The organism is Pseudomonas entomophila L48 (assembly GCF_000026105.1).
GTDB classification, from domain to species: domain Bacteria; phylum Pseudomonadota; class Gammaproteobacteria; order Pseudomonadales; family Pseudomonadaceae; genus Aquipseudomonas; species Aquipseudomonas entomophila.
In genome coordinates this window covers 5158983-5184903 of the sequence record NC_008027.1, presented here as the reverse complement: position 1 = coordinate 5184903, position 25921 = coordinate 5158983, and the positions used below count along the sequence as shown (strand labels likewise).

At 66.1% G+C, this 25921-nt stretch carries 21 protein-coding genes; 5 read left to right on the top strand and 16 right to left on the bottom strand.

What is annotated here, in order from left to right; translation table 11 throughout:
- Window positions 1-19: 19 nt before the first annotated feature.
- From PSEEN_RS22550 to PSEEN_RS22540, 3 genes are read right to left on the bottom strand one after another with little or no spacing between them, the layout of a single operon-like run.
- On the bottom strand, window positions 20-748 hold the full coding sequence (locus PSEEN_RS22550; protein WP_011535888.1) for a cobalt-precorrin-6A reductase: 729 nt from the start codon (window positions 746-748) through the stop codon (window positions 20-22).
- On the bottom strand, window positions 745-1839 hold the full coding sequence (locus PSEEN_RS22545; RefSeq protein ID WP_011535887.1) for a cobalt-precorrin-5B (C(1))-methyltransferase: 1095 nt from the start codon (window positions 1837-1839) through the stop codon (window positions 745-747). The genes PSEEN_RS22550 and PSEEN_RS22545 overlap by 4 nt, the downstream gene beginning before the upstream one ends.
- The gene (locus tag PSEEN_RS22540; protein ID WP_011535886.1) at window positions 1832-3043 is read right to left on the bottom strand and encodes a bifunctional cobalt-precorrin-7 (C(5))-methyltransferase/cobalt-precorrin-6B (C(15))-methyltransferase; all 1212 of its coding nucleotides are present in this window, start codon (window positions 3041-3043) and stop codon (window positions 1832-1834) included. Before PSEEN_RS22540 ends, PSEEN_RS22545 begins: the two co-directional genes overlap by 8 nt.
- Before the next feature lie 216 nt (window positions 3044-3259).
- On the opposite strand from PSEEN_RS22540, the gene cobG reads away from it, so the two are divergent.
- From cobG to PSEEN_RS22515, 5 genes are all read left to right on the top strand, one after another.
- Window positions 3260-4585: a precorrin-3B synthase gene (gene cobG / locus PSEEN_RS22535; protein ID WP_011535885.1), complete on the top strand. Its 1326-nt coding sequence runs from the start codon at window positions 3260-3262 to the stop codon at window positions 4583-4585.
- Window positions 4578-5204, top strand: coding sequence for a precorrin-8X methylmutase (locus tag PSEEN_RS22530; protein WP_011535884.1), 627 nt, complete (start codon window positions 4578-4580; stop codon window positions 5202-5204). Before cobG ends, PSEEN_RS22530 begins: the two co-directional genes overlap by 8 nt.
- On the top strand, window positions 5204-5935 hold the full coding sequence (locus tag PSEEN_RS22525) for a precorrin-2 C(20)-methyltransferase (protein WP_044488494.1): 732 nt from the start codon (window positions 5204-5206) through the stop codon (window positions 5933-5935). Before PSEEN_RS22530 ends, PSEEN_RS22525 begins: the two co-directional genes overlap by 1 nt.
- The gene (gene cobJ, locus PSEEN_RS22520; protein ID WP_011535882.1) at window positions 5932-7623 is read left to right on the top strand and encodes a precorrin-3B C(17)-methyltransferase; all 1692 of its coding nucleotides are present in this window, start codon (window positions 5932-5934) and stop codon (window positions 7621-7623) included. The genes PSEEN_RS22525 and cobJ overlap by 4 nt, the downstream gene beginning before the upstream one ends.
- A 98-nt stretch (window positions 7624-7721) precedes the next feature.
- Window positions 7722-8408: a hypothetical protein gene (locus PSEEN_RS22515; RefSeq protein ID WP_011535881.1), complete on the top strand. Its 687-nt coding sequence runs from the start codon at window positions 7722-7724 to the stop codon at window positions 8406-8408.
- Between the two features lie 10 nt (window positions 8409-8418).
- Here PSEEN_RS22515 and PSEEN_RS22510 read toward each other — a convergent pair whose 3' ends face one another.
- The 13 genes from PSEEN_RS22510 to PSEEN_RS22450 form a co-directional block, all read right to left on the bottom strand.
- Window positions 8419-9015 carry a MarC family protein gene (locus PSEEN_RS22510; RefSeq protein ID WP_011535880.1) on the bottom strand — a complete coding sequence of 199 codons (597 nt, stop codon included), beginning with the start codon at window positions 9013-9015 and terminating at the stop codon, window positions 8419-8421.
- Between the two features lie 129 nt (window positions 9016-9144).
- Window positions 9145-11919, bottom strand: coding sequence for a hybrid sensor histidine kinase/response regulator (locus PSEEN_RS22505; protein ID WP_011535879.1), 2775 nt, complete (start codon window positions 11917-11919; stop codon window positions 9145-9147).
- 135 nt (window positions 11920-12054) lie between these two features.
- Window positions 12055-13350 (bottom strand): phosphoribosylamine--glycine ligase, encoded by a 1296-nt coding sequence (purD, locus tag PSEEN_RS22500; protein ID WP_011535878.1) that lies wholly within the window; start codon window positions 13348-13350, stop codon window positions 12055-12057.
- Window positions 13351-13483: 133 nt separating this feature from the next.
- The gene (gene purH, locus PSEEN_RS22495; RefSeq protein ID WP_011535877.1) at window positions 13484-15091 is read right to left on the bottom strand and encodes a bifunctional phosphoribosylaminoimidazolecarboxamide formyltransferase/IMP cyclohydrolase; all 1608 of its coding nucleotides are present in this window, start codon (window positions 15089-15091) and stop codon (window positions 13484-13486) included.
- 79 nt (window positions 15092-15170) lie between these two features.
- On the bottom strand, window positions 15171-15491 hold the full coding sequence (gene fis / locus PSEEN_RS22490; protein WP_011535876.1) for a DNA-binding transcriptional regulator Fis: 321 nt from the start codon (window positions 15489-15491) through the stop codon (window positions 15171-15173).
- Complete coding sequence (gene dusB / locus PSEEN_RS22485) at window positions 15488-16501, bottom strand: tRNA dihydrouridine synthase DusB (protein ID WP_011535875.1); 1014 nt, start codon at window positions 16499-16501, stop codon at window positions 15488-15490. The genes fis and dusB overlap by 4 nt, the downstream gene beginning before the upstream one ends.
- 311 nt (window positions 16502-16812) lie before the next feature.
- Window positions 16813-18141: a DUF3426 domain-containing protein gene (locus tag PSEEN_RS22480; RefSeq protein WP_011535874.1), complete on the bottom strand. Its 1329-nt coding sequence runs from the start codon at window positions 18139-18141 to the stop codon at window positions 16813-16815.
- A gap of 43 nt (window positions 18142-18184) precedes the next feature.
- Window positions 18185-19063 carry a 50S ribosomal protein L11 methyltransferase gene (gene prmA / locus PSEEN_RS22475; protein ID WP_011535873.1) on the bottom strand — a complete coding sequence of 293 codons (879 nt, stop codon included), beginning with the start codon at window positions 19061-19063 and terminating at the stop codon, window positions 18185-18187.
- Between the two features lie 308 nt (window positions 19064-19371).
- Complete coding sequence (gene accC, locus PSEEN_RS22470; protein ID WP_011535872.1) at window positions 19372-20727, bottom strand: acetyl-CoA carboxylase biotin carboxylase subunit; 1356 nt, start codon at window positions 20725-20727, stop codon at window positions 19372-19374.
- 17 nt (window positions 20728-20744) lie between these two features.
- Window positions 20745-21212, bottom strand: a complete 468-nt coding sequence (accB, locus tag PSEEN_RS22465) for an acetyl-CoA carboxylase biotin carboxyl carrier protein (protein ID WP_011535871.1) — start codon at window positions 21210-21212, stop codon at window positions 20745-20747.
- 98 nt (window positions 21213-21310) lie between these two features.
- A complete protein-coding gene (aroQ, locus tag PSEEN_RS22460) occupies window positions 21311-21763 on the bottom strand; it encodes a type II 3-dehydroquinate dehydratase (RefSeq protein WP_011535870.1) in 453 nt (150 codons plus the stop codon).
- Between the two features lie 177 nt (window positions 21764-21940).
- Window positions 21941-23698: a protein-disulfide reductase DsbD gene (locus PSEEN_RS22455; protein ID WP_011535869.1), complete on the bottom strand. Its 1758-nt coding sequence runs from the start codon at window positions 23696-23698 to the stop codon at window positions 21941-21943.
- A gap of 226 nt (window positions 23699-23924) precedes the next feature.
- Window positions 23925-25670 (bottom strand): methyl-accepting chemotaxis protein, encoded by a 1746-nt coding sequence (locus PSEEN_RS22450; protein WP_420806630.1) that lies wholly within the window; start codon window positions 25668-25670, stop codon window positions 23925-23927.
- Between the last annotated feature and the right edge of the window lie 251 nt (window positions 25671-25921).

Here is a 25921-nt window from a genome sequence, read left to right as displayed (position 1 = left end):
TGGGATATACGTGGCGAGATCAGGCCTTGGGCAGGCCGAGCGCCTCTAGCAGTAACCCTGTATCTTGAAACGCCTGATTCACCTCCGGCAGCACCGGTCGCTTGAGCACCAGCACTGGAACCCCACGCTCCCGCGCCACTTCCAGCTTCGGCTCGGTGGCCGTGCTGCCGCTGTTCTTGCTCACCAGCACGTCGATCTGCCGACGTTCGAACAGGGCACGTTCATCGTCTATGAGGAATGGCCCGCGAGCACCGATCACCTCGCAGCGGTCATTGCCGGGGCACGCCTCGAGGGCGCGCAGGGTCCAGAACTGGTGTGGCGGGATTTCGTCCAGATGTTGCAGGGGTTCGCGGCCGAGGGTGAACAAGGGGTGTTGGAACGGGGCCAGCGCCTCGATCAGCCCGGCCCAGTCCTCGACTTCGCGCCAGTCATCACCGGGCTGCGCCTGCCACGCCGGGCGGCGCAGGGCCCAGCAGGGAATGCCGGCGCTGCGTGCGGCGAGGGCGGCGTTGCGGCTGATCTGCGCGGCATAGGGATGGGTGGCGTCGATCAGCAGGTCGATGCCTTCGGCGCGCAGGTACTCGGCCAGGCCTTCGGCGCCGCCATAGCCGCCGACCCGCACCTGGCAGGCGAGGTCCTGGGGAATGCGGCCGATGCCGGCGAGGCTGTAGACATGCTGCGGACCGAGCTGGCGGGCGATAGCCAGGGCTTCTGTGACGCCGCCGAGGAGCAGGATGCGGCCGTTCATGCCACGCCTGCCTTGCCGACGATGCCGCCCTGGCGGTCGATGGCGAATACTTCCACCTGCACCTGGGCCGGCACCACGCTGCGGGCGAAAACCAGGGCATGGCGGCACACCTCATCACCCAGGGCGATGCCGGCGGCATGCGCGAGAGCAAGGGCCTGCTGGCTGGTGTTGGCGGCGATGATCGCCTGTTGCAGCGCCGTGTCCGCGCCAATGGCCGCCGCCCAGCCCGCCAGCTGCGGCAGGTCGATGCTCGAATGGCGGCTGTGCAGGTCCATGTGCCCGGCGGCCAGTTTGCTGATCTTGCCGAAGCCGCCGCATAGCGTGAGGCGCGGCACGGGTACCTTGCGCAGGTGCTTGAGCACGGCGCCCACAAAGTCGCCCATCTCGATCAGGGCGATCTCCGGCAGGTTGTAGACCCGGCGCATGGTGTCTTCGCTGGCGTTGCCGGTGCAGGCGGCGATATGGGTGTAGCCGTTGGTATGGGCGACGTCGATGCCCTGGTGGATCGAGGCGATGTAGGCCGAGCAGGAAAACGGCCGGACGATACCGCTGGTACCCAGGATCGACAGCCCGCCGAGGATGCCCAGGCGCGGATTCATGGTCTTCAGGGCCAGCTGTTCGCCGCCCTGCACGTTGACCGTCACTTCGAAACCGCCGTGGTAGCCGCAATCGCCCGCCAGTTGCAGCAGATGGTCGCTGATCATCTTGCGTGGTACCGGGTTGATGGCCGGTTCACCGACCGCCAGCACCAGCCCCGGGCGAGTCACGGTACCCACGCCCGCGCCCGCGACGAAGCGAACGCCGGGCTCGGCGCGCAGGCGCACCTGGCTGAAGAGCAGTGCGCCATGGGTGACATCGGGGTCGTCGCCGGCATCCTTCAAGGTGCCGGCCTCGGCCATGTCGCCCTTGAGGTGGCAGAACTCCAGGCGCATCTGCACCACCTTGCCCTTGGGCAGAGTGATCTCCACTGCGTCGTGCCGTTGCCCGGTCAGCAGCAGGCGCGCCGCCGCCAGGCTGGTGGCGGTGGCGCAACTGCCGGTGGTCAGGCCGCTGCGCAGCGGCGCGGCCTGTTCGCGGGTTTCTTCACGCATCGAAGGGCTTCACCACGTCGAGCAGGGTGATCGGCAGGGCCTGGCGCCAGGTGTCGAAGCTGCCCAGCGGTTGTGTGTGGGCGATGTGGATGCGGGTCAGCTCGCCGCCATGCTGGTCGCGGAACTGCGCCAGGGCGACCTCGCTCTGCAGCGTGACGGCGTTGGCCACCAGGCGCCCGCCCGGCAGCAGGCGCTCCCAGCACAGGTCGAGCACGCCTTCGCGGGTGACGCCGCCGCCGATGAAAATTGCGTCTGGGCGCTCCAACCCAGTCAGCGCGTCGGGCGCTTTACCACGGATCAGTTGCAGGCCGGGTACGCCCAAAGTGTCGCGGTTGTGTTCGATGAAGCCCTGGCGGCCTTCGTCGGCTTCGATGGCCAGGGTGCGGCAGCTGGGGTGGGCGCGCATCCACTCGATGCCGATGGAACCGCAGCCGGCGCCCACGTCCCACAGCAGTTCACTGGGTTGCGGGGCGAGGCGGGCCAGGGTGATGGCGCGCACGTCGCGTTTGGTCAGTTGGCCGTCATGTCGGAAGGCACTGTCGGGCAGGCCAGCCACGCGAGGCAGGCGTGGGGTGTCGGGCGAGGCCTGGCATTCGATGGCGACCAGGTTGAGCGTGGCGATGTCGGTGCGTGGCCAGTCGTCGGCGGTGCCGCTCAGCGTTCGCTCCTGTGGGCCGCCGAGGTGTTCGAACACCTGGAGACGGCTGGGGCCGAAGCCACGCTCGCGCAACTGCGCGGCAATGGCGGCCGGGCTGCTTTCATCGTTGCTCAGCACCAGCAGGCGCACACCGCTATACAGGTGGGCATTGAGCGCGGCCAGCGGACGGGCCACCACCGAGACCACCTGCACATCTTGCAGCGGCCAGCCAAGACGGGCGGCCGCGAGTGCACACGAGGAGGGCATCGACAGCACCTGCAGTTCCTCGGCGGGCAGCTGGCGCGCCAGGCTGGCGCCGACGCCGTAGAACATCGGGTCGCCGCTGGCCAGCACGCACACCGGCTCGCCGCGCAGGGCCATGACCGGGGCCAGGGAGAAAGGGCTGGGCCAGTGCAATTGCTCGGCGGTCACGCAGCGGGGCAGCAGCGCCAGTTGGCGTGGGGCACCGATGATTCGCGTGGCCGATAGCAGGGCGCGGCGGGCCTGTTTGCCCAGGCCGCTGAAGCCGTCTTCGCCGATGCCTATTACTGTCAGCCAGGGGGCCATCGTGTCCTCTTCAACACCGCATGGGGGCACTGCGTGCCTCTTTCGCGGCGCAAGGCCGCTCCTACAGGTACAGCGCAAACCCCGTGAGAGCGGCCTTGCGCCGCGAAAGGGCTGCGCAGCAACCCCGAAATTGAACGTTCGACCACCGGTTTTTCATGCCGCCGGACAAAGCAGGCATAATACCGCGCCTTCTACACTAGAAGCGCACTTTCACGATTGCCGGATGCCCCCTTGACGCAGCCCCCGTCCCCCGAAGTTTCGCCCCGTCCCTCGGCCTGTCCGGGGTTGTGGCGCATCGTTGCCGCGCGTGACGGTGGCATTTGCCGGATCAAGCTGCCCGGCGGCCTGCTGCTGGCCGACCAGGCCGATGCCGTGGCCGACGCCGCCGAGCGCTTCGCCGGTGGAGTGATCGAGGCGACCAACCGGGCCAATCTGCAGATTCGAGGCATCGGTGAAAACCACCGTGGCCTGGTCGAGCATCTGCTGGCCGCAGGACTTGGCCCGCGTGACGCGGCAGGTGACGATGTGCGCAACCTCATGCTCAGTCCGTTGGCCGGTCTCGACCCGGCCATGCTGTTCGACACCCGGCCATTGGCCGGGCAGATCCTCGCGCTGCTGGAGAGCACTCCCAGGTTCCACAAGCTGTCGGCCAAGTTCGCCGTGCAACTCGATGGCGGCGAAAGCCTGGCGATGCTCGAGCACCCCCACGACCTGTGGTTGTCCGCGATGCAGCGCGAAGGGCGCATCTGGTTGCGGTTCGGCCTCGCGAGCAGCCTGTCGAATGGCCAGGCGCTGGGTGCGGTACCGATGGAGCAGGGGCCGGCGTTGGTGCGCGCGGTGCTGGAGCGCTTCCTTGATCTGGCGACACCCGAGCAGTCGCGCATGCGTCAATTGCTGCAGGTGTGCCCGGTTGAGCACTTCCTGGAAGGGCTGGCGATTCAGATCGATACCACGTCGATGGCCTGGCAACGCCTGGCGACGACAAGCCCCTGGTTGGGCGTGCTGCCCCAGCGCCAGGGCGTGGCCCTGGGCGTCGCGCCGCCCCTCGGGCGCCTGACGGCCGCAATGCTTCGCTGTGCCGCGCGCATCGCCCGGCAATGGGGCGATGGCAGCTTGCGCCTGACGCCTTGGCAGAGCCTGGTGCTGACTTCCCTCGAGCCGACCGAGCTGGAAAACGCACGCGCGCAACTGACGGCATCCGGCATGCTCTGCCACAACGAACATCCACTGGCGCGGGTCGTCGCTTGCACCGGCTCCAGCGGTTGCGCCAAGGCCCAGGCCGACACCAAGGCCGACGCCATTGCCCTGGCCGCCCTGCTGCACCACGGTGCCCCGGGCAGCGTGCACCTGACAGCCTGCCCACGCTCCTGCGCCATGGCCCATGCCGCCCCAGCCACCCTGCTGGCCCGCGCCCCGGGCCGTTATGACCTTTACTTGCGCGACGCGCGCTTGCCGGGCTTCGGCAGGCTGCGCGCAGCCGACCTCACCCCAGAAGAAGCAGGCGCCATGCTCGACCTGCCGACGGAGCACCTTGATGATTGACTACATCCGCGATGGTCAGGAGATCTATCGCAATTCCTTCCGGATCATCCGCGAGGAGGCCCGGCTCGAGCGGATCCCCGCCGATCTTGAAAAGCTCGCCGTGCGCGTGATCCATGCCTGCGGCATGGTCGAGGCCATCGATGGCCTGCAGTTCTCCGAAGGCGCGGGTACCGCTGGTCGCGAAGCCCTGGCCAAGGGCGCGCCAATCCTCTGCGACGCGCACATGGTCGCCGAGGGCATTACCCGCGCCAGGCTGCCGGCGAACAACCCGGTGATCTGCACCCTGCGCGACCCGAGCGTACCGGACCTGGCCAAGGCTGAGGGCAACACCCGTTCGGCGGTGGCCCTGGAGCTGTGGCGCCCGCACCTGGAAGGGAGTGTGGTGGTGATTGGCAACGCGCCGACCGCCTTGTTCTACCTGCTGGAAATGCTCGATGCCGGTGCACCGAAACCGGCGCTGATCCTCGGCTTCCCGGTCGGCTTCGTCGGCGCCGCCGAATCGAAGGCGATGCTCGCCGCCGACAGCCGTGGCGTGCCGTTCGTGATCATGCAGGGCCGCCTGGGCGGCAGTGCGATGGCCGCCGCCGCGGTCAACGCCCTGGCCACGGAGGTGGAATGATGCACGCGCGCGGAAGACTGCTGGGCCTGGGTGTCGGCCCTGGCGATCCTGAACTCATTACGCTCAAGGCCTTGCGCCTGCTGCGCGAGGCGCCCGTGGTGGCGTACTTCGTGGCCAAGGGCAAGCGCGGCAACGCCTTCGGCATCATCGAAGCGCATCTGCAAGCCGAGCAGACCTTGCTGCCGCTGGTGTACCCGGTGACCACCGAGGCACTGCCCGCGCCGCTCTCCTACGAACAGGTGATCAGCGACTTCTACGACGAAGCCAGCCTGCAGGTGGCGGCGCACCTGGACGCCGGCCGCGACGTGGCGGTGATCTGCGAAGGTGATCCGTTTTTCTACGGCTCCTACATGTACTTGCACGACCGCCTGGCCACGCGCTACGAGGCCCAGGTGATCCCCGGCGTGTGTTCGATGCTTGGTGGCGCCTCGGTGCTTGGTGCGCCACTTGTGTACCGCAACCAGACCCTCACCGTGCTCTCCGGCGTACTGCCCCACGAGGAACTCAAGCGTCGCCTGGCCGACGCCGACGCGGCGGTGATCATGAAGCTGGGCCGCAATTTCCCCAAGGTCCGCCAGGTGCTGGCGGATCTGGGGTTGGATGGGCGTGCGCTCTATGTGGAGCGGGCGACCATGGCCAACCAGAAGATCGTCGCGCTGGACGAAGTCGACCCGCAGTCCTCGCCGTACTTCTCGCTGATCATCGTGCCGGGTGAGAAATGGCAGGGATGAACAACGCACCGGCAATCGTCATTCTCGGCCCGGGCAGCCTGGCCACCGCGCAGCGTGTCCAGCAATGTTATCCACAGGCCGTGATCCATGGCCTGCAAGGGCGCGTGGAGGGGGCTGACCGTTACTACGCGGCCTTCGGCGATACCTTGCGCGCGCTCTATCAGCAGGACACGCCGATCATCGCCCTGTGCGCGGCGGGTATCGTCATCCGCACCCTGGCGCCGTTGCTGAACGAAAAAGGCGTCGAGCCGCCGGTGCTGGCGGTGGCCGAGGACGGCAGTGCCGTGGTGCCACTGCTCGGTGGCCTGGGTGGGGTCAATGTCATGGCCCGCGAAATCGGCGAAGTGCTGGGCGTGAACGCGGCGATCACCACCAGTGGCGAGCTGCGCTTCGGCACCTGCCTGCTCAACCCGCCCGAGGGTTATGCGCTGGCGGATCTCGAACAGGGCAAGCGCTTCGTTTCCGACCTGCTGGCCGGCGAAGCGGTGCGTGTCGAAGGCGACGCGCCGTGGCTCGAGCACGCGCAACTGCCCGCCAGCGACGATGCGCAACGCACCATCCATGTGGGGAGCGCGCTGCGCCCGGCCAGCCGTGACGAGCTGCTGATCCATGCGCGTTGCGTGGTGGTGGCGGTCACGGTCGGTGCCCCAGACCTGGTGCAACAGGTGCGTGAGGAATTGCTGCGGGCGAACATCGCCGAGCCGGCGCTGGCGTGCTTGCTGGCAAGCGAGGGCGAGATGGCGGAGCCCGCCCTGCACGAGGCCGCGCAGGCGTTGAACGTTGCCCTGCGTTTTGTTCCAGCCGCCGAGAGCCTCGAGCAAATGCTGGCCGATGCACTGCCGCAAGCGTGCGTAGGCTCGTCTACGGGGCTTGCCCATGCCGTTACCGTCGCGCCTGTCGACGTCGAGCGCATCGGCCGTCGCCGCGGCCGCCTGGCCGTGATCGGTCTGGGCCCCGGCGCAGCCGAGCTGATGGTGCCGGTGGTCAAGGCTGAGTTGGCGCGGGCCCAGGATGTGCTCGGCTACGAAACCTACGTGCGCATGGCAGGCCCGTTCCGGGCGGACCAGGTGCTGCACTGCACTGATAACCGCGAAGAGATGCAGCGTGCCCGCCATGCCTTCGAACTGGCGGCTCAGGGCCGTTCGGTGGTGGTGGTGTCGTCGGGTGATCCGGGCGTGTTCGCCATGGCCGCCGCGGTACTCGAAGCGCTTCATGAGTCTCGCGATCCGGCCTGGCAGCGCGTCGACCTGGAGATCCTGCCAGGCGTGTCGGCCTCGCTGGCTACCGCCGCGCAAGCGGGGGCGCCGCTGGGGCATGACTTCTGCGTGATGTCGCTGTCGGACAACCTCAAGCCGTGGTCGATCATCGAGAAGCGTCTGGACCTGGCCGCCGAGGCTGACCTGGTCCTGGCCTTCTACAACCCGATCTCCAAGGCCAGGCCTCATCAACTGGGGCAGGCGTTGGAGGTGGTGCGTCGGCATCGCGACGCCAGCACGCCGGTGGTCCTGGGCCGTGACATCGGACGGCCGGGGCAGACGCTGCGTGTGGTCACCCTTGGGGAGCTGGAGCCGACGATGGTCGACATGCGCACCATGGTGCTGGTTGGCTCCTCGACCACCTGCACATTCCCTCGTGCCGACGGCGCCGAGTGGGTGTACACACCACGCTGGTACCCGGTGAAAGCCTGACCGTAAGGGAAAACCGGCCCGCTTATACATATTGCTCAACCGTATAGCTTTAAGTCTCACCCGGCGCTTATGCCGGGGCAGACTTGAAGGAATACACCATGAGCAACATTCTAGTGACCGAGACCAATTCCGCCGCCGTCGTCGAGCAATCGCTGATGGCCTTTGCTGCGGGCATTAAGGCGCAAACACGCTCCGACATCCTGCACTCGTACCAGTTTGCTTCTCGAGTGGCATCCAAGCAGTTCCCCACCAAGGAGCAGAGCGAGGAGTGGTACAAGAGGGCGCTCGAGGTCATGGAAGACCTGGGCTGGCTGACCATCCGCCGCACCTATGAACGCGAGCACTCCGAGTCCCAGTCGCTCACCCTAGGCAGCATCGCCTTCAAGGCCATGAAGGCAGTAGGTCAGGCTGCATTTGGTGGTCCTGTCAGTGAGGCGCTGGGCAAGCTGGCGGGCGATGCCCTGGAGTCGCTCGGCAGTATCACCGAGCCTCAGGAAGTGTTGAAGCGCAACCTTGAGGAAAGGGAGACCGGTTCCATCGGCCTGGTGACCTGCCTTGAGAACTCGGAGGGCGAAGTGCTCATGTTGCTGACCGCAGTCAGCACCGATGGCATGGAAAAGAACACGGACACCCTGGTGTTCGAATGGAAGAATACCGGGGCCTACAGCTACTCCGGTGCCGCGCTGCTGAGCTTCAACACCGAGCATTACGCCCGTGTGCGCGAAGATGTGGCCACTCGCCTGGGTGACCTGACGCGCAAGAATGTCAGCGAGTACGAAATCTGAAGCGCTGTTCTCAAGGCACCAGGTAACCCTTGATGCCGGTGAAGATGATCTGCGCCGCCAGGGCGCAGACGAACAGCCCCATCAGCCGGCTGACGATCTGCAAGCCCTGGTCACCCAGCAGTCGCTCGATGCGGTGCGAGAGGTACAGCACCAACCCGACGGTGAAGCTGGCCAGGGCGATGCTGACGATGGCCAGTAGCTTGTCGTCCCAATGCGGCTGGCCCACCCCCATCACCAGCAGCGCGCCGATGGTGCCGGGGCCGACGGTCAGCGGGATGGTCAGTGGCACGATGGTCACATCCTGCTGCACGTTGTCGGTTTGCACGGCCGACTTGCCCTGGGCCATGCCCAGCGCCGAGATGAACAGTACCGAGCCGGCGCCGATGCGGAACGCGTCGGCGGTGATGCCGAATACGCCGAAGATCACCCGCCCGAACAGATAGAGCAGCACGCTGGCCACCAACGTGGCGATGGCCACGCGCCAAGCCAGTTGCTTGCGTTCCTTGCTTGAGTGGCCACGGGTGAGGCCGATGAAACACGACAGCACGAAGAATGGGCTGTAGAGCACGAGCATCTTCAGGTAGACGCTGAACAACTCATGGAGCATGGCGCTGAGTCCGCGGCGGGAATGGGTGGCACCTGTATAGCACGGAACTTGTAGGAGCGGCTTCAGCCGCGAAGCAGCCATCTCGGTGCGTGGCACCCGCTTTGCGGGTGATCGCGGCTGAAGCCGCTCCTACAGGATCTGCGTGGTGTCGTCGGACACCACTTGGCGTTGTCCTGCCCAGAACTGGATCAGCTCACGCAACTGCGACAACTCCACCGGCTTGGCCATGTGTCCGTCCATGCCTGCCAGGCGCGCGCGTTCCTTGTGTTCGCTGAGGATATGCGCGGTTAATGCCACGACTGGCGTGCGCGGTCGGCCATTGGTGGATTCCCAGGCGCGCAACTGTTGCGTGGCGGAAAAGCCATCGAGCACCGGCATCTCGCAGTCCATCAGCACCAGGTCGTAGCGCCTGGCCTTCATCGCTTGCAGGGCTTCCTCGCCATTGCTGGCGGTGTCCGGCTCGAGGTTGAGCTTGCCGAGCATGCCGCGGATGACCTTGGTCGAGATGCTGTTGTCCTCTGCCACCAGGATGCGGAAGTCGCTGGGCAGGTCCAATGGCTGCGGGATGCTGCCCGGCAAAACCGGGGGTACTTGTTCGCGACCGCGCAGGGCCAGCTCTTCGGCGAGGGTAGTCTTGAGCGTGTAGCCGGCCACCGGCTTGGCGAGGATGCGCTTGACCCCGGCGTTGCGTGCGATGACCTTGCTGGGCGCGTTGCTGATGCCGGTGAGCATGACCACCAGGATGTCGTGGTTCAGGCTCGGGTCTTCCTTGATCTTGGCCGCCAGCTGCATGCCGGTCATGCCGGGCATGTTCTGGTCCAGCAGCACGGCATCGAAGTAGTCGCGCAGGTGCGCCTTGGTACGCAGCAGCGCCAGCGCTTCCTTGCCCGACGGCACGGCACTGACGTTCATGCCCCAGGCACTGCATTGCTGCACCAGCACCTTGCGGCAGGTGTCGTTGTCGTCGACCACCAGCACCCGCGCGTCGCGCAGCGGGCCGTCGAGGTCGGTGGGCGGTTGCTCCAGACGCAGCGGGTCGAGCGGCAGCGTCAGCCACAGGGTGTTGCCCATGCTGGTGCTGGTCTTGATGCCGAACTCGCCCTGCATCAGGCCGATCAGTTGCTTGGCGATCACCAGCCCGAGGTGGCCGCCGAGCTTGTTGCTGGAGAGGAAGTGGCGGCTGTGCAGTTCGGCTTGCAGCAGGGCGTCGCGCTCGGCCGGTGGCATGGGCTCGCCGCTGTCCTGCACGGCGATGCGCAGGCGCGGAGCGTCGCCGCGTTGATCGAGGGCGATCACCAGCAGGATCTCGCCCTGGTCGGTGTTCTTCAAGGCGTTGTCGAGCAGGCTCGACAGGGCCTGGCGCAAGCGCGTCGGGTCGCCGCTGACCACCCGTGGTACCTGTGGCTGGGTGAAGCTGATCAGCTCGATGTTCTGCTGCTCGGCCTTGGCCCGGAAGATGTTCAGGCAGTCTTCGATCAGGGCGTTGAGGTCGAACTGCACATCGTCCAGCTCGATTTGCCGCGACTCGAGCTTGGAGATGTCGAGGATCTCATTGATCAGGGTGAGCAGTTCGTTGCCGGCACTGTGAATGGTCTGCACGTAGTCGCGCTGCTTGACCGACAGCGGCGTGCCCAGCAGCAGCTCGGTCATGCCCAGTACGCCGTTCATGGGGGTGCGGATTTCGTGGCTGATCTTGGCCAGGAACTCGGCCTTGGCGTTGATTTCGGCATCGCTGGCGGCCAGGGCGCGGCTGGCACGGAAGCGTTCCTCGCTGATGCGCCGCAGGCGTTCGCTGACGGCCAGGTTGAGCAGCAGGCCGCTGGCCACGGTCAAGGCCATCAGGATGCACAGCAGCCACGGCGTCGGGGTGCGGGTCAGGCCCAGCAGTGCCGGTAGCAGCACCAAGCCGCCGAGGTTGTAGACCAGCATGGCCACGGCGAACAAGCGCGCTGGCGTGTAGCCCCGGTGCCAGTGATAGCAGCTGACCAGCAACATACTCAGGCTGCCGATGGCGAGCAGGGCATAGGTCATCAGGTTCAGCGGCAATGTATCGACGAACAGCAACACCAGGCCGCTGACACCCGCCACCAGCATTTCCAGGTGCAGTAAGCGGGTGAGCCGTGCCGAGCCGCATGGCGAGAAGAAATGCACGGTGAAGTACAGGCCGGCCAGGCCCGCCAGCACCAGCGTAAGATAGGCGGCCGGGGTCTGGGCGCTGTACCACAGGTGCCACCAGGGGCCGCTGAGGTTGAGCAGGATCAGCGCGCTGAGCAGCATCAGGGCATGGTACAGCGCCAGCACCAGGGTGGTGTTGGAGCGGGTGTAGGCGAAGCGGATCAGGTTGTGCAGGATCAGCATCACCAGCCCGCCGAACAGCAGGCCGAACAGCAGCGACTGGCGCTGGTCGGCAGCAGCGTGGGCAGTGGACTCGACACTGATGGCCGGACGCAACTGGTGCTCGGAGACCAACCGCAGGTAGATGTCCAGCGGTTGATTGCTGTGCGGCAGTGGCAGCACATGGTCCCTGCCGCGCTGGGTGGGGCTGACACCATCACCCTGCCTGCCGTGATGCAGCTGGCGCAGCAGCTTGCCGCCTTCGAGGGCGTAGAGGTCCAGGCGTGACAGGTCGGGGGCGAAAATACGGACCAGTTGCTCCTGGTCGTTCGGTTCCAGGCGGTAGTGCAGCCACAGGGCCTGGTCGGGGAGGGCGGCATCCAGTTCTTCGAGGGCCAGTGGGCTGAACTGGTTGCGGTAACGCTCGGAGCGTACGTCGGACAGCTGCAGGTTGGCCTGTTCATCGAGCAGCGCGGACCAGCCCCCGGCCTGGTCGGCGTGGGCCGGGAGCAGGCAGAGCAGGGTCAGCAGGCTGACGATCAGGGCAGTGGCAATCCGAAGCCGACGCACGACGAAATCCCTTCTTAGCTAATGTGCCGGGTAACAACTATGCGCGGCGCGCCAAGGCGAAGGCAAGGCCCCGAAGGGCCTTGTCGACGAGCCGAAGGCCGCGCGCACCGGGCGCGGCGGCCATTCGGCGCAGTATTACTGCTGGTGTTCACCGCGCTCGCGGGCGATGGCCCGGTAGCCGATGTCGGTACGGTGGAAGCTGCCGTTCCAGGTCACTTCCTTGGCCAGGCGGTAGGCCTGCTGCTGGGCGGCCTCGACGGTGTCACCCATGGCAGTGGCGCAGAGCACACGACCACCTGCGGTGGCTACCTGGCCGTCCTTCAGTGCGGTACCGGCGTGGAACACCTTGCCTTCTAGCTTGGCGGCAGCGTCCAGACCACTGATCACGTCGCCTTTATTGTAGTCACCCGGGTAGCCACCGGCGGCCAGCACCACGCCCAGGCTCGGGCGCGGATCCCACTGGGCTTCGACCTTGTCCAGGGCCTTGGCGAATGCGGCTTCCACCAGCAGCACCAGGCTCGACTCCAGGCGCAGCATGACCGGTTGCGTCTCGGGGTCGCCGAAGCGGCAGTTGAACTCGATGACCTTGGGATTGCCCGCCTTGTCGATCATCAGGCCTGCGTAGAGGAAGCCGGTATAGACGTTGCCTTCCTCGGCCATGCCGCGCACGGTCGGCCAGATCACCTGGTCCATCACACGCTGGTGCACGTCTGCGGTGACTACCGGTGCGGGCGAGTAGGCGCCCATGCCGCCGGTGTTCGGGCCGGTGTCCTTGTCGCCGACGCGCTTGTGGTCCTGGCTGGTGGCCATGGGCAGTACGTTGTGGCCGTCGACCATGACGATGAAGCTGGCTTCCTCGCCGTCGAGGAATTCCTCGATGACCACGCGCGAACCGGCCTCACCGAAGGCGTTGCCGGCGAGCATGTCGCGCACGGCGTCTTCGGCTTCCTGCAGGGTCATGGCGACGATCACGCCCTTGCCCGCGGCCAGGCCGTCGGCCTTGATCACGATGGGGGCGCCTTTTTCACGCAGGTAGGCCAGGGCCGGCTCGATCTCGGTGAAGTTCTGGTAGTCGGCGGTGGGGATCTTGTGGCGAGCCAGGAAGTCCTTGGTGAAGGCTTTTGAACCTTCCAGCTGGGCCGCGCCCTTGGTCGGGCCGAAGCAGTCCAGGCCACGGCTGCGGAACAGGTCGACCACGCCGAGCACCAGCGGTGCTTCCGGGCCGACGATGGTCAGGTCGACGTTCTTCTCGGCGAAATCGGCCAGTTGTTCCAGGGCGGTAACGTCGATGGCGACGTTCTCGCACTTGGCTTCAATGGCGGTGCCAGCGTTGCCCGGGGCGACGAAGACTTTCTCGACGCGGGGGTCCTGGGCGACTTTCCAGGCCAGGGCGTGCTCGCGGCCGCCGCTGCCGATGATCAAAACTTTCATGTCAAAACCTCTGTGTGGCGGCGATCCCCGGCCCTTGTAGGAGCGGATTCATCCGCGATGGCGGCGGAGAATCCAGCATCGCAATCGCGGATGAATCCGCTCCTACAGGGCCCGGGACCGGCCTGGTATCTGATTAGTGGCGGAAGTGGCGCATGCCGGTGAATACCATCGCGATGCCAGCCTCATCAGCGGCGGCGATGACTTCAGCGTCACGCATCGAGCCACCCGGCTGGATCACGGCGCTGATACCCACTTTAGCCGCATTGTCGATGCCGTCGCGGAACGGGAAGAACGCGTCCGAGGCCATGACCGCGCCCTGCACCTGCAGGCCGGCATGCTCGGCCTTGATGGCGGCGATGCGCGCGGAATTGACGCGGCTCATCTGGCCGGCGCCGACACCGATGGTCTGGCGGTTCTTGGCGTAGACGATGGCGTTGGACTTGACGAACTTGGCCACTTTCCAGGCGAACACCAGGTCGTGGATTTCCTGTTCGGTCGGTGCGCGTTTGGTGACGATCTTCAGGTCATCGGCAGTGATCATGCCGATATCGCGGCTCTGCACCAGCAGCCCACCGTTGACGCGCTTGAAGTCCCAACCGGCGGCGCGCTCGGCTGGCCACTCACCGCACTCCAGCAGACGCACGTTCTGCTTGGCGGCCACGACTTCGCGGGCGGCCTGGGAGATTTTCGGGGCGATGATCACTTCGACGAACTGGCGCTCGACGATGGCTTTGGCGGTTTCGCCATCCAGCTCGCGGTTGAAGGCGATGATGCCGCCGAACGCCGATTCGGTGTCGGTGGCGTAAGCCAGGTCGTAGGCCTTGCGGATGCCGCCTTCGTCTTCGGGGACGACCGCAACGCCGCACGGGTTGGCATGCTTGACGATCACGCAGGCCGGCTTGACGAAGCTCTTCACGCACTCCAGCGCGGCGTCGGTGTCGGCCACGTTGTTGAACGACAGCTCCTTGCCCTGCAGCTGGATGGCGGTGGAGATGCTGGCTTCGCCTTTCTTCGCCTCGACGTAGAACGCCGCGCTCTGGTGCGGGTTCTCGCCGTAGCGCATTTCCTGGGCCTTGACGAACTGGCTGTTGAAGGTGCGCGGGAACTCGCTGCGGTCTTCGGTCGACAGGGACTCTTTAGACTGGTCGATGGTGCCCATGTAGTTGGCGATCATGCCGTCGTAGGCGGCGGTGTGCTCGAAGGCCTTGAGCATCAGGTCGAAGCGCTGGGCGTAGGTGAGGCCACCGGCTTTCAGGCCTTCGACGACGCCGGCGTAGTCGCTGGCGTTGACCACGATGGCGACGTCCTTGTGGTTCTTCGCCGCCGAACGGACCATGGTCGGGCCGCCGATGTCGATGTTCTCGATGGCGGTGGGCAGGTCGCAGCCCGGCTTGCTGATGGTGGCTTCGAACGGATACAGGTTGACCGCGACCAGGTCGATCGGCTTGATGCCGTGTTCGTTCATGATGGCGTCGTCAGTGCCGCGACGGCCGAGGATGCCGCCGTGGATCTTCGGATGCAGGGTCTTGACCCGGCCGTCCATCATTTCGGCGAAGCCGGTGTAGTCGGCCACTTCCACCGCGTTTACGCCGTTATCCTTGAGCAGCTTGTAGGTGCCGCCGGTGGACAGGATCTCGACACCGAGCTGTTGCAGCTCACGGGCGAATTCGAGGATACCGGTCTTGTCGGAGACGCTGATCAGGGCGCGGCGGATCGGCAGGCGGGTAGTCTGGTCGGTCATTTCAGATTCCATAACGCGGTGGAGTCAGCAAAAAAGGCGCCTCTTTGCATGAGCGCCTTTTCTGGTTGGGGTTCTGGCCTTACAACAGATCGTACTGCTTGAGCTTCTTGCGCAGCGTGCCTCGGTTGAGCCCGAGCATCTCGCTGGCTTTGGTCTGGTTGCCCTTGACGTAGTTCATCACGCATTCGAGCAAGGGCGCCTCGACTTCCGAGAGCACCAGGTTGTACACGTCCGTGACGGTGGCGCCTTCCAGGTGGGCGAAGTAGTTGTGCAGCGCCTTCTCGACGCTGTCGCGGAGCGTCTGGCCCTCCTCGCTCGGCGTGTTCAGGTGCTGCTTGAGGTTGGCGTTGTCGCTCACGGGCGTTGTTCCACTCACTAATGTCTCGGTCATCATCGTCATGCGGCCACCCCTTGTTCGTCCTCTGTCCCAAGGCTCTGTCGACGCTCGGCGAAAAAGGCCTGAACGTTGGCGCACTGCGCTTGTGTGTCTTCCAAGGCGTTGAACCGGCTGCGGAACTCCTTGCCGCCGGGTCGGGTCGCCAGGTACCAGCCAACGTGCTTGCGGGCGATACGCACGCCCATCACATCGCCATAGAAGGCATGCAACGCGGCCAGGTGTTCCAGCAGAATGCGTTCCACTTCGTCCAGCGCCGGTGCAGGCAGGTGCTCGCCCGTGCGCAGGTAATGCTCGACCTCGCGGAAGATCCACGGCCGCCCTTGGGCGGCGCGGCCGATCAGCAGGCCGTCGGCGCCGGTGGCGTCCAGCACCGCCCGGGCCTTTTGTGGCGAGGTGATGTCGCCGTTGGCGAACACCGGGATCGACACCGCCTGCTTGATCGCGGCGATGGTGTCGTACTCGGCGTCACCGGTGTACAGGTCGGCGCGTGTGCGGCCATGCACCGCCAGCGCCTGGATACCGGCCTGTTCGGCGATCTTCGCCACGTTCAGACCGTTCTTGTTCGCCCGGTCCCAGCCGGTGCGGATCTTCAGCGTCACCGGGACCTCCACTGCGCCGACCACGGCGTGGAGGATCTCGCTGACCAAGGCTTCATCTCTCAATAAAGCAGAGCCTGCGGCTTTGTTGCAGACTTTTTTTGCCGGGCAGCCCATGTTGATGTCGATGATCTGCGCGCCGGCTTCGACGTTCGCCCGGGCCGCCGCCGCCATCATCTGCGCGTCGCCACCGGCGATCTGCACCGAGCGGGGCTCCGCGTCGCCTTCATGGATGCGGCGCAGGCTCGACTTGCGGCTGTTCCACAGGCTCATGTCGCTGGTCACCATTTCCGACACCACCATGCCCGCCCCGAGGCGTTTGCAAAGTGTGCGGAAAGGCTGGTCCGTGACCCCGGCCATGGGCGCGAGGATCAGGTTGTTCTGCAGTGTGTATGGGCCGATGCGTACCGCCGACATAGGTGTTCCCTGTTGTGGGGCCGAATCATTGGAGTTCGAAAAAGGGATGGCATGATACCCGCTCTCGATGACCGGATAAAGATGAATCTGGATAAAATCTGAACAGTTGCGGCGTTATGACACGAGGGCGTGGGCCTGGGTTTTCAGCCGCTCATGCGCATCCGGGGCCCCACTGGCCTGACGCGACCTCTGTAGGAGCGGCTTCAGCCGCGATCACCCGCGAAGCGGGTGCTCGGCAGCGTGATACCCGCATCGCGGCTGAAGCCGCTCCTACAGAGCGCGTTGTTACCCGGGGCCTTGCCGTCCGTCGGCTACTCCGGCGAACGGAAGCTCAGGCTGTAGTTCACCGCCTTCGGCCCCGGGTCGAGGATGTCCAGGGCGATGTGGATCGGCGTCTGGCTGGGCATCTCGCCACGGCCCGCCAGCTCACCCGACAGGTACTCGCTGGGCTTGAAGCGCCGGCTGGCGATCAGCTGGCCGTTGAGGTCGGCGAAGCGCAGCTCCAGCAGGGGGAAGGGTTGGGCAAAGGGCGCGCGATTGTAGATGATCGCGTCGACGATGAGCGCGCCCTTGAAGTCTGGGTGGCTGCGTACGACCAGGTTGCTGCTCTTGATTCGCGAGATGTCGACACGGGTCGGCACCTGGCAGCCGACCATCGGGCACAGCTGCTGGAACCAGGGGCGGTACTGGTCCTGGCGGGCCATCTCGTCGAAATGGAACCAGACGTACTGGAATGCCAGCAGGCCAGCGGCCAGCAGGGTCAGGAAGCCCCACAGCAGGCGCTTGCCCCAGTTGGGGGCAGGTTTTTCCCAGGCCAATTGCAACGGGTCGTCGACCACATCGACCAGCGGCTCCTTGTTCGGGCGCTCGGGCTTGCCCAGCAGGCTGGGTTCCAGGCGCTCGACGGGGTGATCGTCCAGCTCGTCTTCGTCATGGGCCGACAGGCGCTCGCCACGCACCTCATCGTCCACTGCGGACAAGCCTTTTTCAGGTAGCGGCTCATCGTGAGTGGAGAGCGGCGTGCTCGGCGTGTCGAGGTCGTCATCCAGCGCCTGGTGGCGTACCGGTGGCTCGTCGTCCAGGTCGAGATCCGTCGTGCCCAGGGTAGGTTCGGTGCGTTCGTCGATGTCCGGTTCCAGCTCAAGTGGCGCCTGTTCCACCAGCACTGGGGCCGTTTCGCGCTCGGGTGTCGGGGCGAGGTCGTCGTCGGTGGCGGTGCCGAACAGCTCGTCTGCCGGTTCCTCGCTGCCTTGGTCGTCACGGCGGGCATGTAGCGTGCCAGCGGTGATCGCCGCCTGGCGCTCGGCCGGGCTGCGACGCTCCAGGCGCGCGAGTTCCGAGTCCAGGTCGAGGGCGTCCAGCTCCTCGGCGGTCACGGCCCAGTCGTCTTCGCCCGCTGCGGGAGGTTCGGCGACCGGCGGTGCCACGGGCAGCGGGTGCGCAGCGGGTGCAGGCTCGGCGGGCGCCGCGCTGCCCCGGTCGCTGGCGGTGCGGTTCTGCTCCAGCAGCTGCTTCGCCGCATTGAACACCTGCAGGCAGTTGCCGCAGCGCACCACGCCGCGGGCCACGCTCAACTGATGATGGGTGACGCGAAAGCTGGTCTGGCAATGCGGGCACTGGGTGACGAAACTGTCGGTCATGCGGCGATCCGGGGAGCTGTGCAGGAGTTGAGTCTAGGCGCGCTTAGCGGCGGCGGCCACTGATGCGTACCCAGCCATCGCGAACGACGATCGGGTCCAGCTCGAAGTCGGCGGCATAGGCGGCGGCCACTTCCTCACCTTGTTCGGCGAGGATGCCCGACAACGCCAGCAGGCCACCGGGGCGGACCAGGCCGGACAGTTGCGGCGCCAGCGACACGAGCGGGCCGGCCAGGATGTTGGCGACCAGCACGTCGGCCTGCATCGCCGGCATGTGCTCGGGCAGGTACAGGGCGAACAGGTCGTCGGCGATACCGTTGCGCTGGGCGTTGTCACGCGAGGCCTCCAGGGCCTGTACGTCGATGTCGGTGCCGACCGCTTCACGGGCGCCGAGCAGCAGCGCGGCAATGGCGAGGATGCCCGAGCCGCAGCCGAAGTCCAGCACTTGTGTGCCTTCGAGCTGCTGGCCATCGAGCCATTCCAGGCACAGCGCGGTGGTCGGGTGGGTGCCGGTGCCGAAGGCCAGGCCCGGGTCGAGCAGCAGGTTGACCGCGTCCTTCTCCGGTGCCTCGTGCCAGCTCGGTACGATCCACAGGCGCTGGCCGAAGCGCATGGGCTGGAAGTTGTCCATCCAGCTGCGTTCCCAATCCTGGTCCTCGATCACTTCGGCCTGGTGTTCGGGCAGGTCGTGGCCGGTCAGCAACTGCAGGTGGGCGAACACCGCTTCAGGCTGGGTATCGGCCTCGAACAGCGCCAGTAGGTGCGTGTGCGACCACAGCGGGGTGGTGTTGAGGTCGGGTTCGAAGATCGGCTGGTCTTCGGCGTCCATGAACGTCACCGAGACGGCGCCCACTTCGAGCAGGGCGTCTTCGTAGGTTTCGGCTTGTTCCGGGCTGATGGCCAGGCGTACTTGCAGCCAGGGCATGGCGGGCACCTTTGGTAAATCGACAGGGGCAGCCCGAGGCTGCGCGAAAGGCCGCCAGTTTACTCGAGTGCGGGGGGTTTGTAGAGAACGGTGGGGCTGAAGATGCCGCACGCCATGTGGGAGCGGCCTTGTGTCGCGAAAGGGCTGCGGAGCAGCCCCAGGATTTCAAAGTCGATGCATGGCTTGCCGGGGCTGCTTTGCAGCCCTTTCGCGACACAAGGCCGCTCCCACAGCGACCGGGAAAGCCTTCTGAAGGGCAATAAAAAACCCCGGCACGGGGCCGGGGTTTTTTCATCACGCTAACGCGATCACTCCTGGTTGGCCAGTTTGTGCTCGAGGTAGTGGATGTTGACGCCGCCTTTGCAGAAACCTTCATCACGCACCAGGTCGCGGTGCAGCGGGATGTTGGTCTTGATGCCGTCGACGACGATCTCGTCCAGGGCATTGCGCATGCGCGCCATGGCTTCGTCGCGGTCCTTGCCGTAGGTGATCAGCTTGCCGATCAACGAATCGTAGTTCGGCGGAACCGAGTAGCCGCTGTACAGGTGCGAATCGACGCGCACGCCGTTGCCGCCCGGGGCGTGGAAGTGCTTCACCTTGCCTGGGCTCGGGATGAACTTCTTCGGGTCTTCGGCGTTGATCCGGCACTCCAGCGAGTGGCCACGGATGACCACGTCTTCCTGGCGGAACGACAGCTTGTTGCCAGCGGCGATGCTCAGCATCTCCTTGACGATGTCGATGCCGGTGACCATTTCCGAGACCGGGTGCTCGACCTGGACGCGGGTGTTCATCTCGATGAAGTAGAAGCGGCCGTTCTCGTACAGGAACTCGAAGGTGCCGGCACCGCGGTAGCCGATCTCGATGCACGCGTCGACGCAACGCTTGAAGACTTCCTGGCGGGCCTTCTCGTCGATGCCCGGGGCCGGGGCTTCTTCCAGCACCTTCTGGTGGCGGCGCTGCAGCGAGCAGTCACGGTCGCCCAGGTGCACGGCGTTGCCTTGGCCGTCGGACAGTACCTGCACTTCCACGTGGCGTGGGTTGGTCAGGAACTTCTCGAGGTAGACCATCGGGTTGCCGAAGGCGGCACCGGCTTCGGTACGGGTCAGCTTGGCCGACTCGATCAGGTCTTCTTCCTTGTGCACCACGCGCATGCCGCGACCACCACCGCCACCGGCGGCCTTGATGATCACCGGGTAGCCGACGTCACGCGCGATTGCCAGGGCAACCTCTTCGTCTTCCGGCAGCGGGCCGTCGGAGCCTGGTACGGTCGGCACGCCCGACTTGATCATTGCGTCCTTGGCCGAGACCTTGTCGCCCATCAGGCGAATGGTGTCGGCTTTCGGGCCGATGAAGGCGAAGCCGGATTTTTCCACCTGCTCGGCAAAGTCGGCGTTTTCCGCGAGGAAGCCGTAGCCTGGGTGGATAGCGGTGGCGCCTGTCACTTCGGCGGCGGCGATGATCGCCGGGATGTGCAGGTACGATTCCTTGGACGATGCCGGGCCGATGCAGACCGACTCGTCCGCCAGGCCCAGGTGCATCAGTTCACGGTCGGCCGTGGAGTGCACGGCGACGGTCTTGATGCCCAGCTCTTTGCAGGCACGCAGGATCCGCAGGGCAATTTCCCCGCGGTTGGCGATCAGGACTTTTTCAAGCTTCCCAGACATCGTTGGTTCTCCGCGAATCAAACGATGGTGAACAGCGGCTGGTCGAACTCAACCGGCTGGCCGTCTTCCACCAGGATGGCGTCGATCACACCGCTGAGCTCGGCTTCGATGTGGTTCATCATCTTCATGGCTTCGACGATGCACAGGGTGTCGCCCTTCTTCACGGTCTGGCCGACTTCAGCGTAGTTCGACGAAGTGGGCGAAGGCTTGCGGTAGAAGGTGCCGACCATCGGCGAGCGAACCACGGTGCCTCTCAGGGCGGGCGCGGCGGCAGCGGCTTCAGCGGCCGGGGCGGCAGCGGCAACCGGGGCAGCGGCGGCGACAGGAGCGGCCATCGGCGCCGGGGCGGCGAAGTACTGGGCGCCGGCCGGGGTCTTGCTGTGACGGCTGATGCGAACGGACTCTTCGCCTTCCTTGATCTCCAGTTCGTCGATGCCAGATTCTTCCAGCAGTTCGATCAGCTTCTTGACTTTACGGATATCCATTAATCATCAACTCCCAAGGTTCGGTCGGGGACTTAATTTGAAAACGTGTCGAAAACGTTTCTTCTGAGCCTCGGCCCGTGGGCCAAGACCTTGTGTCATCAGGGCTGTGCGTTGGCAGCCAGGTGTTCCAGCGCCGACTCCAGGGCCAACCGGTAACCGGTGGCGCCGAGGCCGCAGATCACGCCTACCGCGACATCGGAGAAGTAGGAGTGGTGACGGAACGGTTCACGCTTGTGCACGTTGGAGAGGTGCACTTCGATGAATGGGATGCTCACCGCAAGCAATGCGTCACGTAATGCGACGCTGGTGTGGGTGAAAGCGGCCGGATTGATCAGGATGAAGTCCACGCCTTCGTTGCGCGCGGCATGGATACGGTCGATCAATTCGTACTCGGCATTGCTCTGCAGGTATTGCAGATGGTGGCCGGCGGCGCGGGCGCGCTGCTCCAGGTCCTGATTGATCTGCGCCAGGGTGGCGGCGCCGTAGTGACCCGGTTCGCGGGTCCCGAGCAGGTTCAGGTTGGGGCCGTGCAGCACCAGTAGGGTTGCCATCTGCGATTCCTTGGTTTTGTAGGGCAATTCGACATAGCGCGGCGACTATGCCGTAACCGGCGGTGGGTGTCCAGTTCCCGGCAATAGCCGGCACGATGTCCGAGGTTCGCGCAAAGTATGTGACCAGATGATTAACTCTGGTCACTTGTAGCGAGATTTTTCACAGCCCGCAGGGAGTTATAGACCGAGTTGGCCGCGCACGCGCGCCAGAACCTGGGCGAAATCGCCGGCGTTTATCTCGCCAATGACCCGATCAGTGGTCAGTTCGCTGCCGTTCGGTGCAAAGAACATCAGCGCGGGCGGGCCGAACAGGCGGTGGCGGTCGAGCAGGGCGCGCTGCTCGGCGTTGCTTTCGGTGATGTCGAAGCGCAGCAGGCGGAAGGTGCCCAGTTGCGCCCTTACCGGCTCGGCGTTGAGCACTTCGTGCTCGATCACCTTGCAACTGATGCACCAGTCGGCGTACCAGTCCAGCAGCACCGCCTGGCCGGCGGCCTTGGCCTCGGCCAGGGCGGCGTCGAGGGCCGCGGGTGTCGTGACTGTCTGCCAGGCCTCGGCCTTGGCCGCCGCTGGCGTGCCGGCGGCGACCGGTTTCGGGAGTGGTCGCAGCGGATCGCCCTGGCCGCTCAAGGCGCCGTATCCGCACGCCAGGGCGTACACCAGCAGGGCCAGGCCGAGCAGTTGCGCCAAGCGTTGGCGCGGGGTCTTGACCACGAACTCCAGGGCGCCGAGGAACAGCGCCACGCCGCCGGCCAGCAGGCCAACCAGCAGCAGCGTCATCGGCCCCGGCAGCACGCGGCTGAGCAGGCCGATTGTCAGGCCCAGCAGCAGTACGCCAATGGCGTTCTTCACTGTGTTCATCCAGGGGCCGCTCTTCGGCAGCCAAGCCGCGCCACCGGTGGCTATCAGCAACAGCGGGGCGCCCATGCCCAAGCCCAGGGCGAACAGCTTGAGTGCACCGCCAAGGGCATCGCCGCTGGCACTGATGTACAGCAGAGCCCCTGCCAGGGGCGCGGAGACGCAAGGAGAAACCAGCAGGCTGGACAGCACGCCCAGCACCGCGGCCCCCAGCAGCGAGCCGCCCTTCGTGCGATGGGCAAGGTTGTCCAGGCGGCTGCTCAGGGCGTGCGGCAGCTTGAGGTCGAACAACCCGAACATGGCCAGGGCGAACAACACGAAGAACGCCGCGAACGGCACCAGCACCCAGGCCGATTGCAGGCGCGCCTGCAGGTTCAGCCCGGCACCGAACAGGCCCATCAGCGCGCCCAGCACGGCAAAGCTGGCCGCCATCGGCAATACGTAGGCCAGCGACAGCGACAGCCCGCGCAGGCCGCCGACCTGGCCGCGCAACACCACGCCGGAGAGGATCGGCAGCATGGGCAGCACGCACGGGGTGAAGGTCAGGCCGACCCCGGCGAGGAAGAACAGCAGCAGGGATTTCCAGGTCCAGCCCTGTTCATCGGTCACTGGCTGCGGGGCGCCCTCGCCGTCGATGCTCAGCCGTTCGGTTTCCGGTGGGTAGCACAGGCCCTTGTCGGCGCAGCCCTGGTAGCCCACCAGCAGGGTGAAGGCACGCGGGTCGTTGCGCGGCACCTCGATGTCGAGCACGCCGTGGTATACCTCGACGTCACCGAAGAATTCGTCGTGCTTGGCCTCGCCCTTGGGGATGTCCGGCGTGCCCAGCTTGATGTCCGCGGGTTCGCTGCGGAACTGGAAGCGGTGGCGGTAAAGGTAGTAGCCGTCGGTGGCGACGAAGCGCAGCTTGATGCTGTGCGCGTCGGCCTGGACCAGGCTGAGCTTGAAGGCCTCGTGCACCGGCAGGAAATCGGCGCTGTTGGAGGCGGCGCCGAGGGTGGCGCTGGGGCGGTTGTCGAGCAGGCCCGTGGCGAAGGCGGGGCTGGCCAGCAGCAGGAACAGCAGGAAAAACAGGCGGCGCATGGCGGACTCGCGAGGTGGAACGTGGCGGGCATGATAGCGGAGTTGGCTGCAGTTGGGGCCACGTTGCCTGCGGGGGCGACACATGGCCGCTGGCTTGGCGGTGTCTGTGCAGGCCCTTTCGCCGGCAAGGCCGGCTCCTACAGGTAGGGTGTCGATCTTGAAGCTGGCAGGGTACCTGTAGGAGCCGGCCTTGCCGGCGAAAGGGCCGGTACTGCTGGCAATCTTCTCAAAGGCGGAACGCCCGCACCGCCGTGTTCAGCTCACCCCCCAGCTTGAGCAACTGTTCGCCCTGCTCACGCCCTTCACCAATGCGCTGCAGGTTGTCCTCGCCCAATTCATGAATCCTTTCGCTGTGATCGCGAATCTCGCTCACAGCTCCGGTCTGCTGCGCAGTCACATCGGCAATCCGCACCGCGGTGTCGGAGATGGTGCGAATGGCGCTGACGATCGCATCCAGCGCGCCATCGGCCGACTGCGCCTGGCTGGCGGTGGCCTCTGCGTGCTCCAACTGCGCACGCATGCCGACCACGGACTCGCGGGCCGCCTGTTGCAGCCGGTCGATCAGCGCCTGGATCTCGCCGGTGGCGCCGGTGGTGCGCTGGGCCAGCGAGCGCACCTCATCGGCCACCACCGCGAAACCACGGCCCATCTCGCCGGCCCGGGCCGCTTCGATGGCCGCGTTCAAGGCCAGCAGGTTGGTCTGCTCGGCGATTGCGCGGATCACCGTAAGCACGCCACCGATGGTCGCCGACTCTTCGGCCAGTTGCTCGATCATGCGCGCGTTGCCTTGCACCTCGTCCACCAGTGAACGCAGGCCGGACAGGCTCTGGCCGATCACCGCCTGGCCCTGTTCCACGGCGCGCCCGGCATCGCGGCTGGCGTCGGCAGCCGAACTGGCATCCCCGGCCACCTGCTGGATGGTCGCCTCCAGCTCGCCCAGGGCATCGCGGATCTGCGCGGTGTCGCCGGCCTGGCGCTCGGCGCCGTCGTGCAGGGCGCTGCTCATGCCCGCCAGGGCGTGGCTGCTGCCGGCAACCTGCTCGGCGTTGTGGCGGATGGTGCCGACCAGTTCCACCAGGTACTGGCGCAGGCGGTTGAGCGATGCCTGGATGTCGTGCAGTTCTCGGTTGGTCCTGCCCAGCGCGATGGCCTGGGCGAAATCGCCCTCGGCCCAGCGCGACAGGGCCGGGGCCAGGCCGGTCAGGGTGCGGGCCAGGCGGCGCTGCAGGGTGTCGATCAACAGGGCGATCAGCAGGATCAGGCCGATCATCAAGCCCTGTATCAGACGCACTTCGCCAGCGATCATGGCGTGCAGGCCGCGCACTTCGGGCTCGAGGCCGGCAATGGCCTGCTGCACCGCCTCCAGGCGCTCGCCGGTGCTGGCGGCCAGGGCGGCGCGGCGCTCGATCTGTTCGCGGGTGCGTTGCAGTTCGGCGGGGTAGCGGCCGAGCAAGCTGTGCAGCTCGCGCTTCAGGCCTACGGCGATGTCTTCCTGTTCGGTGCTGGCCTGGGCTTCCAGGCCCATCATCGCGGCGAAGTCGTCGGCATTGGATTCGGCGGCGCGGGTCACACCGAGCAGTGGCAGGCCGTCGATAGCCTGTGCCTGGGCGACGATCAGTTGCAGCTCGCGCTCCACCTCGTCGGCCAGCTCGGCGCGGCCACTGCTGACCAGCTTGTCGCGGGCCAGGGACAGGCGGCCGAGGTGCAGCGAGGCTTCGAACAAGGGCGCCAGGTAACGGCCGGCGTCAGGGCTGGCGCTGTCGCGGGCGTAGCCGGCCAGTTGCTCGAGATTCGCCCCCAGTTCCCGCTCGGCTTGCAGCAACAGGGCCTGGGGGTCGCCGGCCAGCTTGCCGGCGGCGAGCAGTTCGTTGGCGGTGAAGGCCTGCAGGCTGTCCAGGCTGGGCCGCAGCTTGGCCGACAGGTTTTCCGGCCAGTCCGCCAGGGCTGCCTGCAACTGCTTGTTGGCCTCCATGGCCGCGGCATGGCGCAGCGCGTCGCCGCTGGCCAGGTAGGCTTGCGTGTTGCGCGCGGCGTCGTTCTGGAACTGCTGCGACAGGCCCAGGTAGCGCTCCATCAATTGATAGGGGCGTTCCAGCGCGCGCTGCGACCACCACAGGGTCGCGCCCAGGGCGATACACACGGTCACCAGCAACAGGGTGTTGAAATTGGTCAGCCACTTCAGGCGCATAGCCGCGAACTTCCTGCGGGGGGAGGCGCCTGAAG

Coding starts and splice junctions, on each gene's coding strand:
- PSEEN_RS22455 (WP_011535869.1), bottom strand. CDS start 23,698: ATGCGCCGCCTGTTTTTCCTGCTGTTCCTGCTGCTGGCCAGCCCCGCC.
- PSEEN_RS22540 (WP_011535886.1), bottom strand. CDS start 3,043: ATGGCCCCCTGGCTGACAGTAATAGGCATCGGCGAAGACGGCTTCAGC.
- dusB (WP_011535875.1), bottom strand. CDS start 16,501: ATGTCGGCGGTACGCATCGGCCCATACACACTGCAGAACAACCTGATC.
- PSEEN_RS22450 (WP_420806630.1), bottom strand. CDS start 25,670: ATGGAGGCCAACAAGCAGTTGCAGGCAGCCCTGGCGGACTGGCCGGAA.
- PSEEN_RS22515 (WP_011535881.1), top strand. CDS start 7,722: ATGAGCAACATTCTAGTGACCGAGACCAATTCCGCCGCCGTCGTCGAG.
- PSEEN_RS22525 (WP_044488494.1), top strand. CDS start 5,204: ATGCACGCGCGCGGAAGACTGCTGGGCCTGGGTGTCGGCCCTGGCGAT.
- cobJ (WP_011535882.1), top strand. CDS start 5,932: ATGAACAACGCACCGGCAATCGTCATTCTCGGCCCGGGCAGCCTGGCC.
- PSEEN_RS22530 (WP_011535884.1), top strand. CDS start 4,578: ATGATTGACTACATCCGCGATGGTCAGGAGATCTATCGCAATTCCTTC.
- prmA (WP_011535873.1), bottom strand. CDS start 19,063: ATGCCCTGGCTGCAAGTACGCCTGGCCATCAGCCCGGAACAAGCCGAA.
- PSEEN_RS22545 (WP_011535887.1), bottom strand. CDS start 1,839: ATGCGTGAAGAAACCCGCGAACAGGCCGCGCCGCTGCGCAGCGGCCTG.
- purH (WP_011535877.1), bottom strand. CDS start 15,091: ATGACCGACCAGACTACCCGCCTGCCGATCCGCCGCGCCCTGATCAGC.
- accB (WP_011535871.1), bottom strand. CDS start 21,212: ATGGATATCCGTAAAGTCAAGAAGCTGATCGAACTGCTGGAAGAATCT.
- aroQ (WP_011535870.1), bottom strand. CDS start 21,763: ATGGCAACCCTACTGGTGCTGCACGGCCCCAACCTGAACCTGCTCGGG.
- accC (WP_011535872.1), bottom strand. CDS start 20,727: ATGTCTGGGAAGCTTGAAAAAGTCCTGATCGCCAACCGCGGGGAAATT.
- PSEEN_RS22480 (WP_011535874.1), bottom strand. CDS start 18,141: ATGACCGACAGTTTCGTCACCCAGTGCCCGCATTGCCAGACCAGCTTT.
- fis (WP_011535876.1), bottom strand. CDS start 15,491: ATGACGATGATGACCGAGACATTAGTGAGTGGAACAACGCCCGTGAGC.
- PSEEN_RS22510 (WP_011535880.1), bottom strand. CDS start 9,015: ATGCTCCATGAGTTGTTCAGCGTCTACCTGAAGATGCTCGTGCTCTAC.
- PSEEN_RS22550 (WP_011535888.1), bottom strand. CDS start 748: ATGAACGGCCGCATCCTGCTCCTCGGCGGCGTCACAGAAGCCCTGGCT.
- purD (WP_011535878.1), bottom strand. CDS start 13,350: ATGAAAGTTTTGATCATCGGCAGCGGCGGCCGCGAGCACGCCCTGGCC.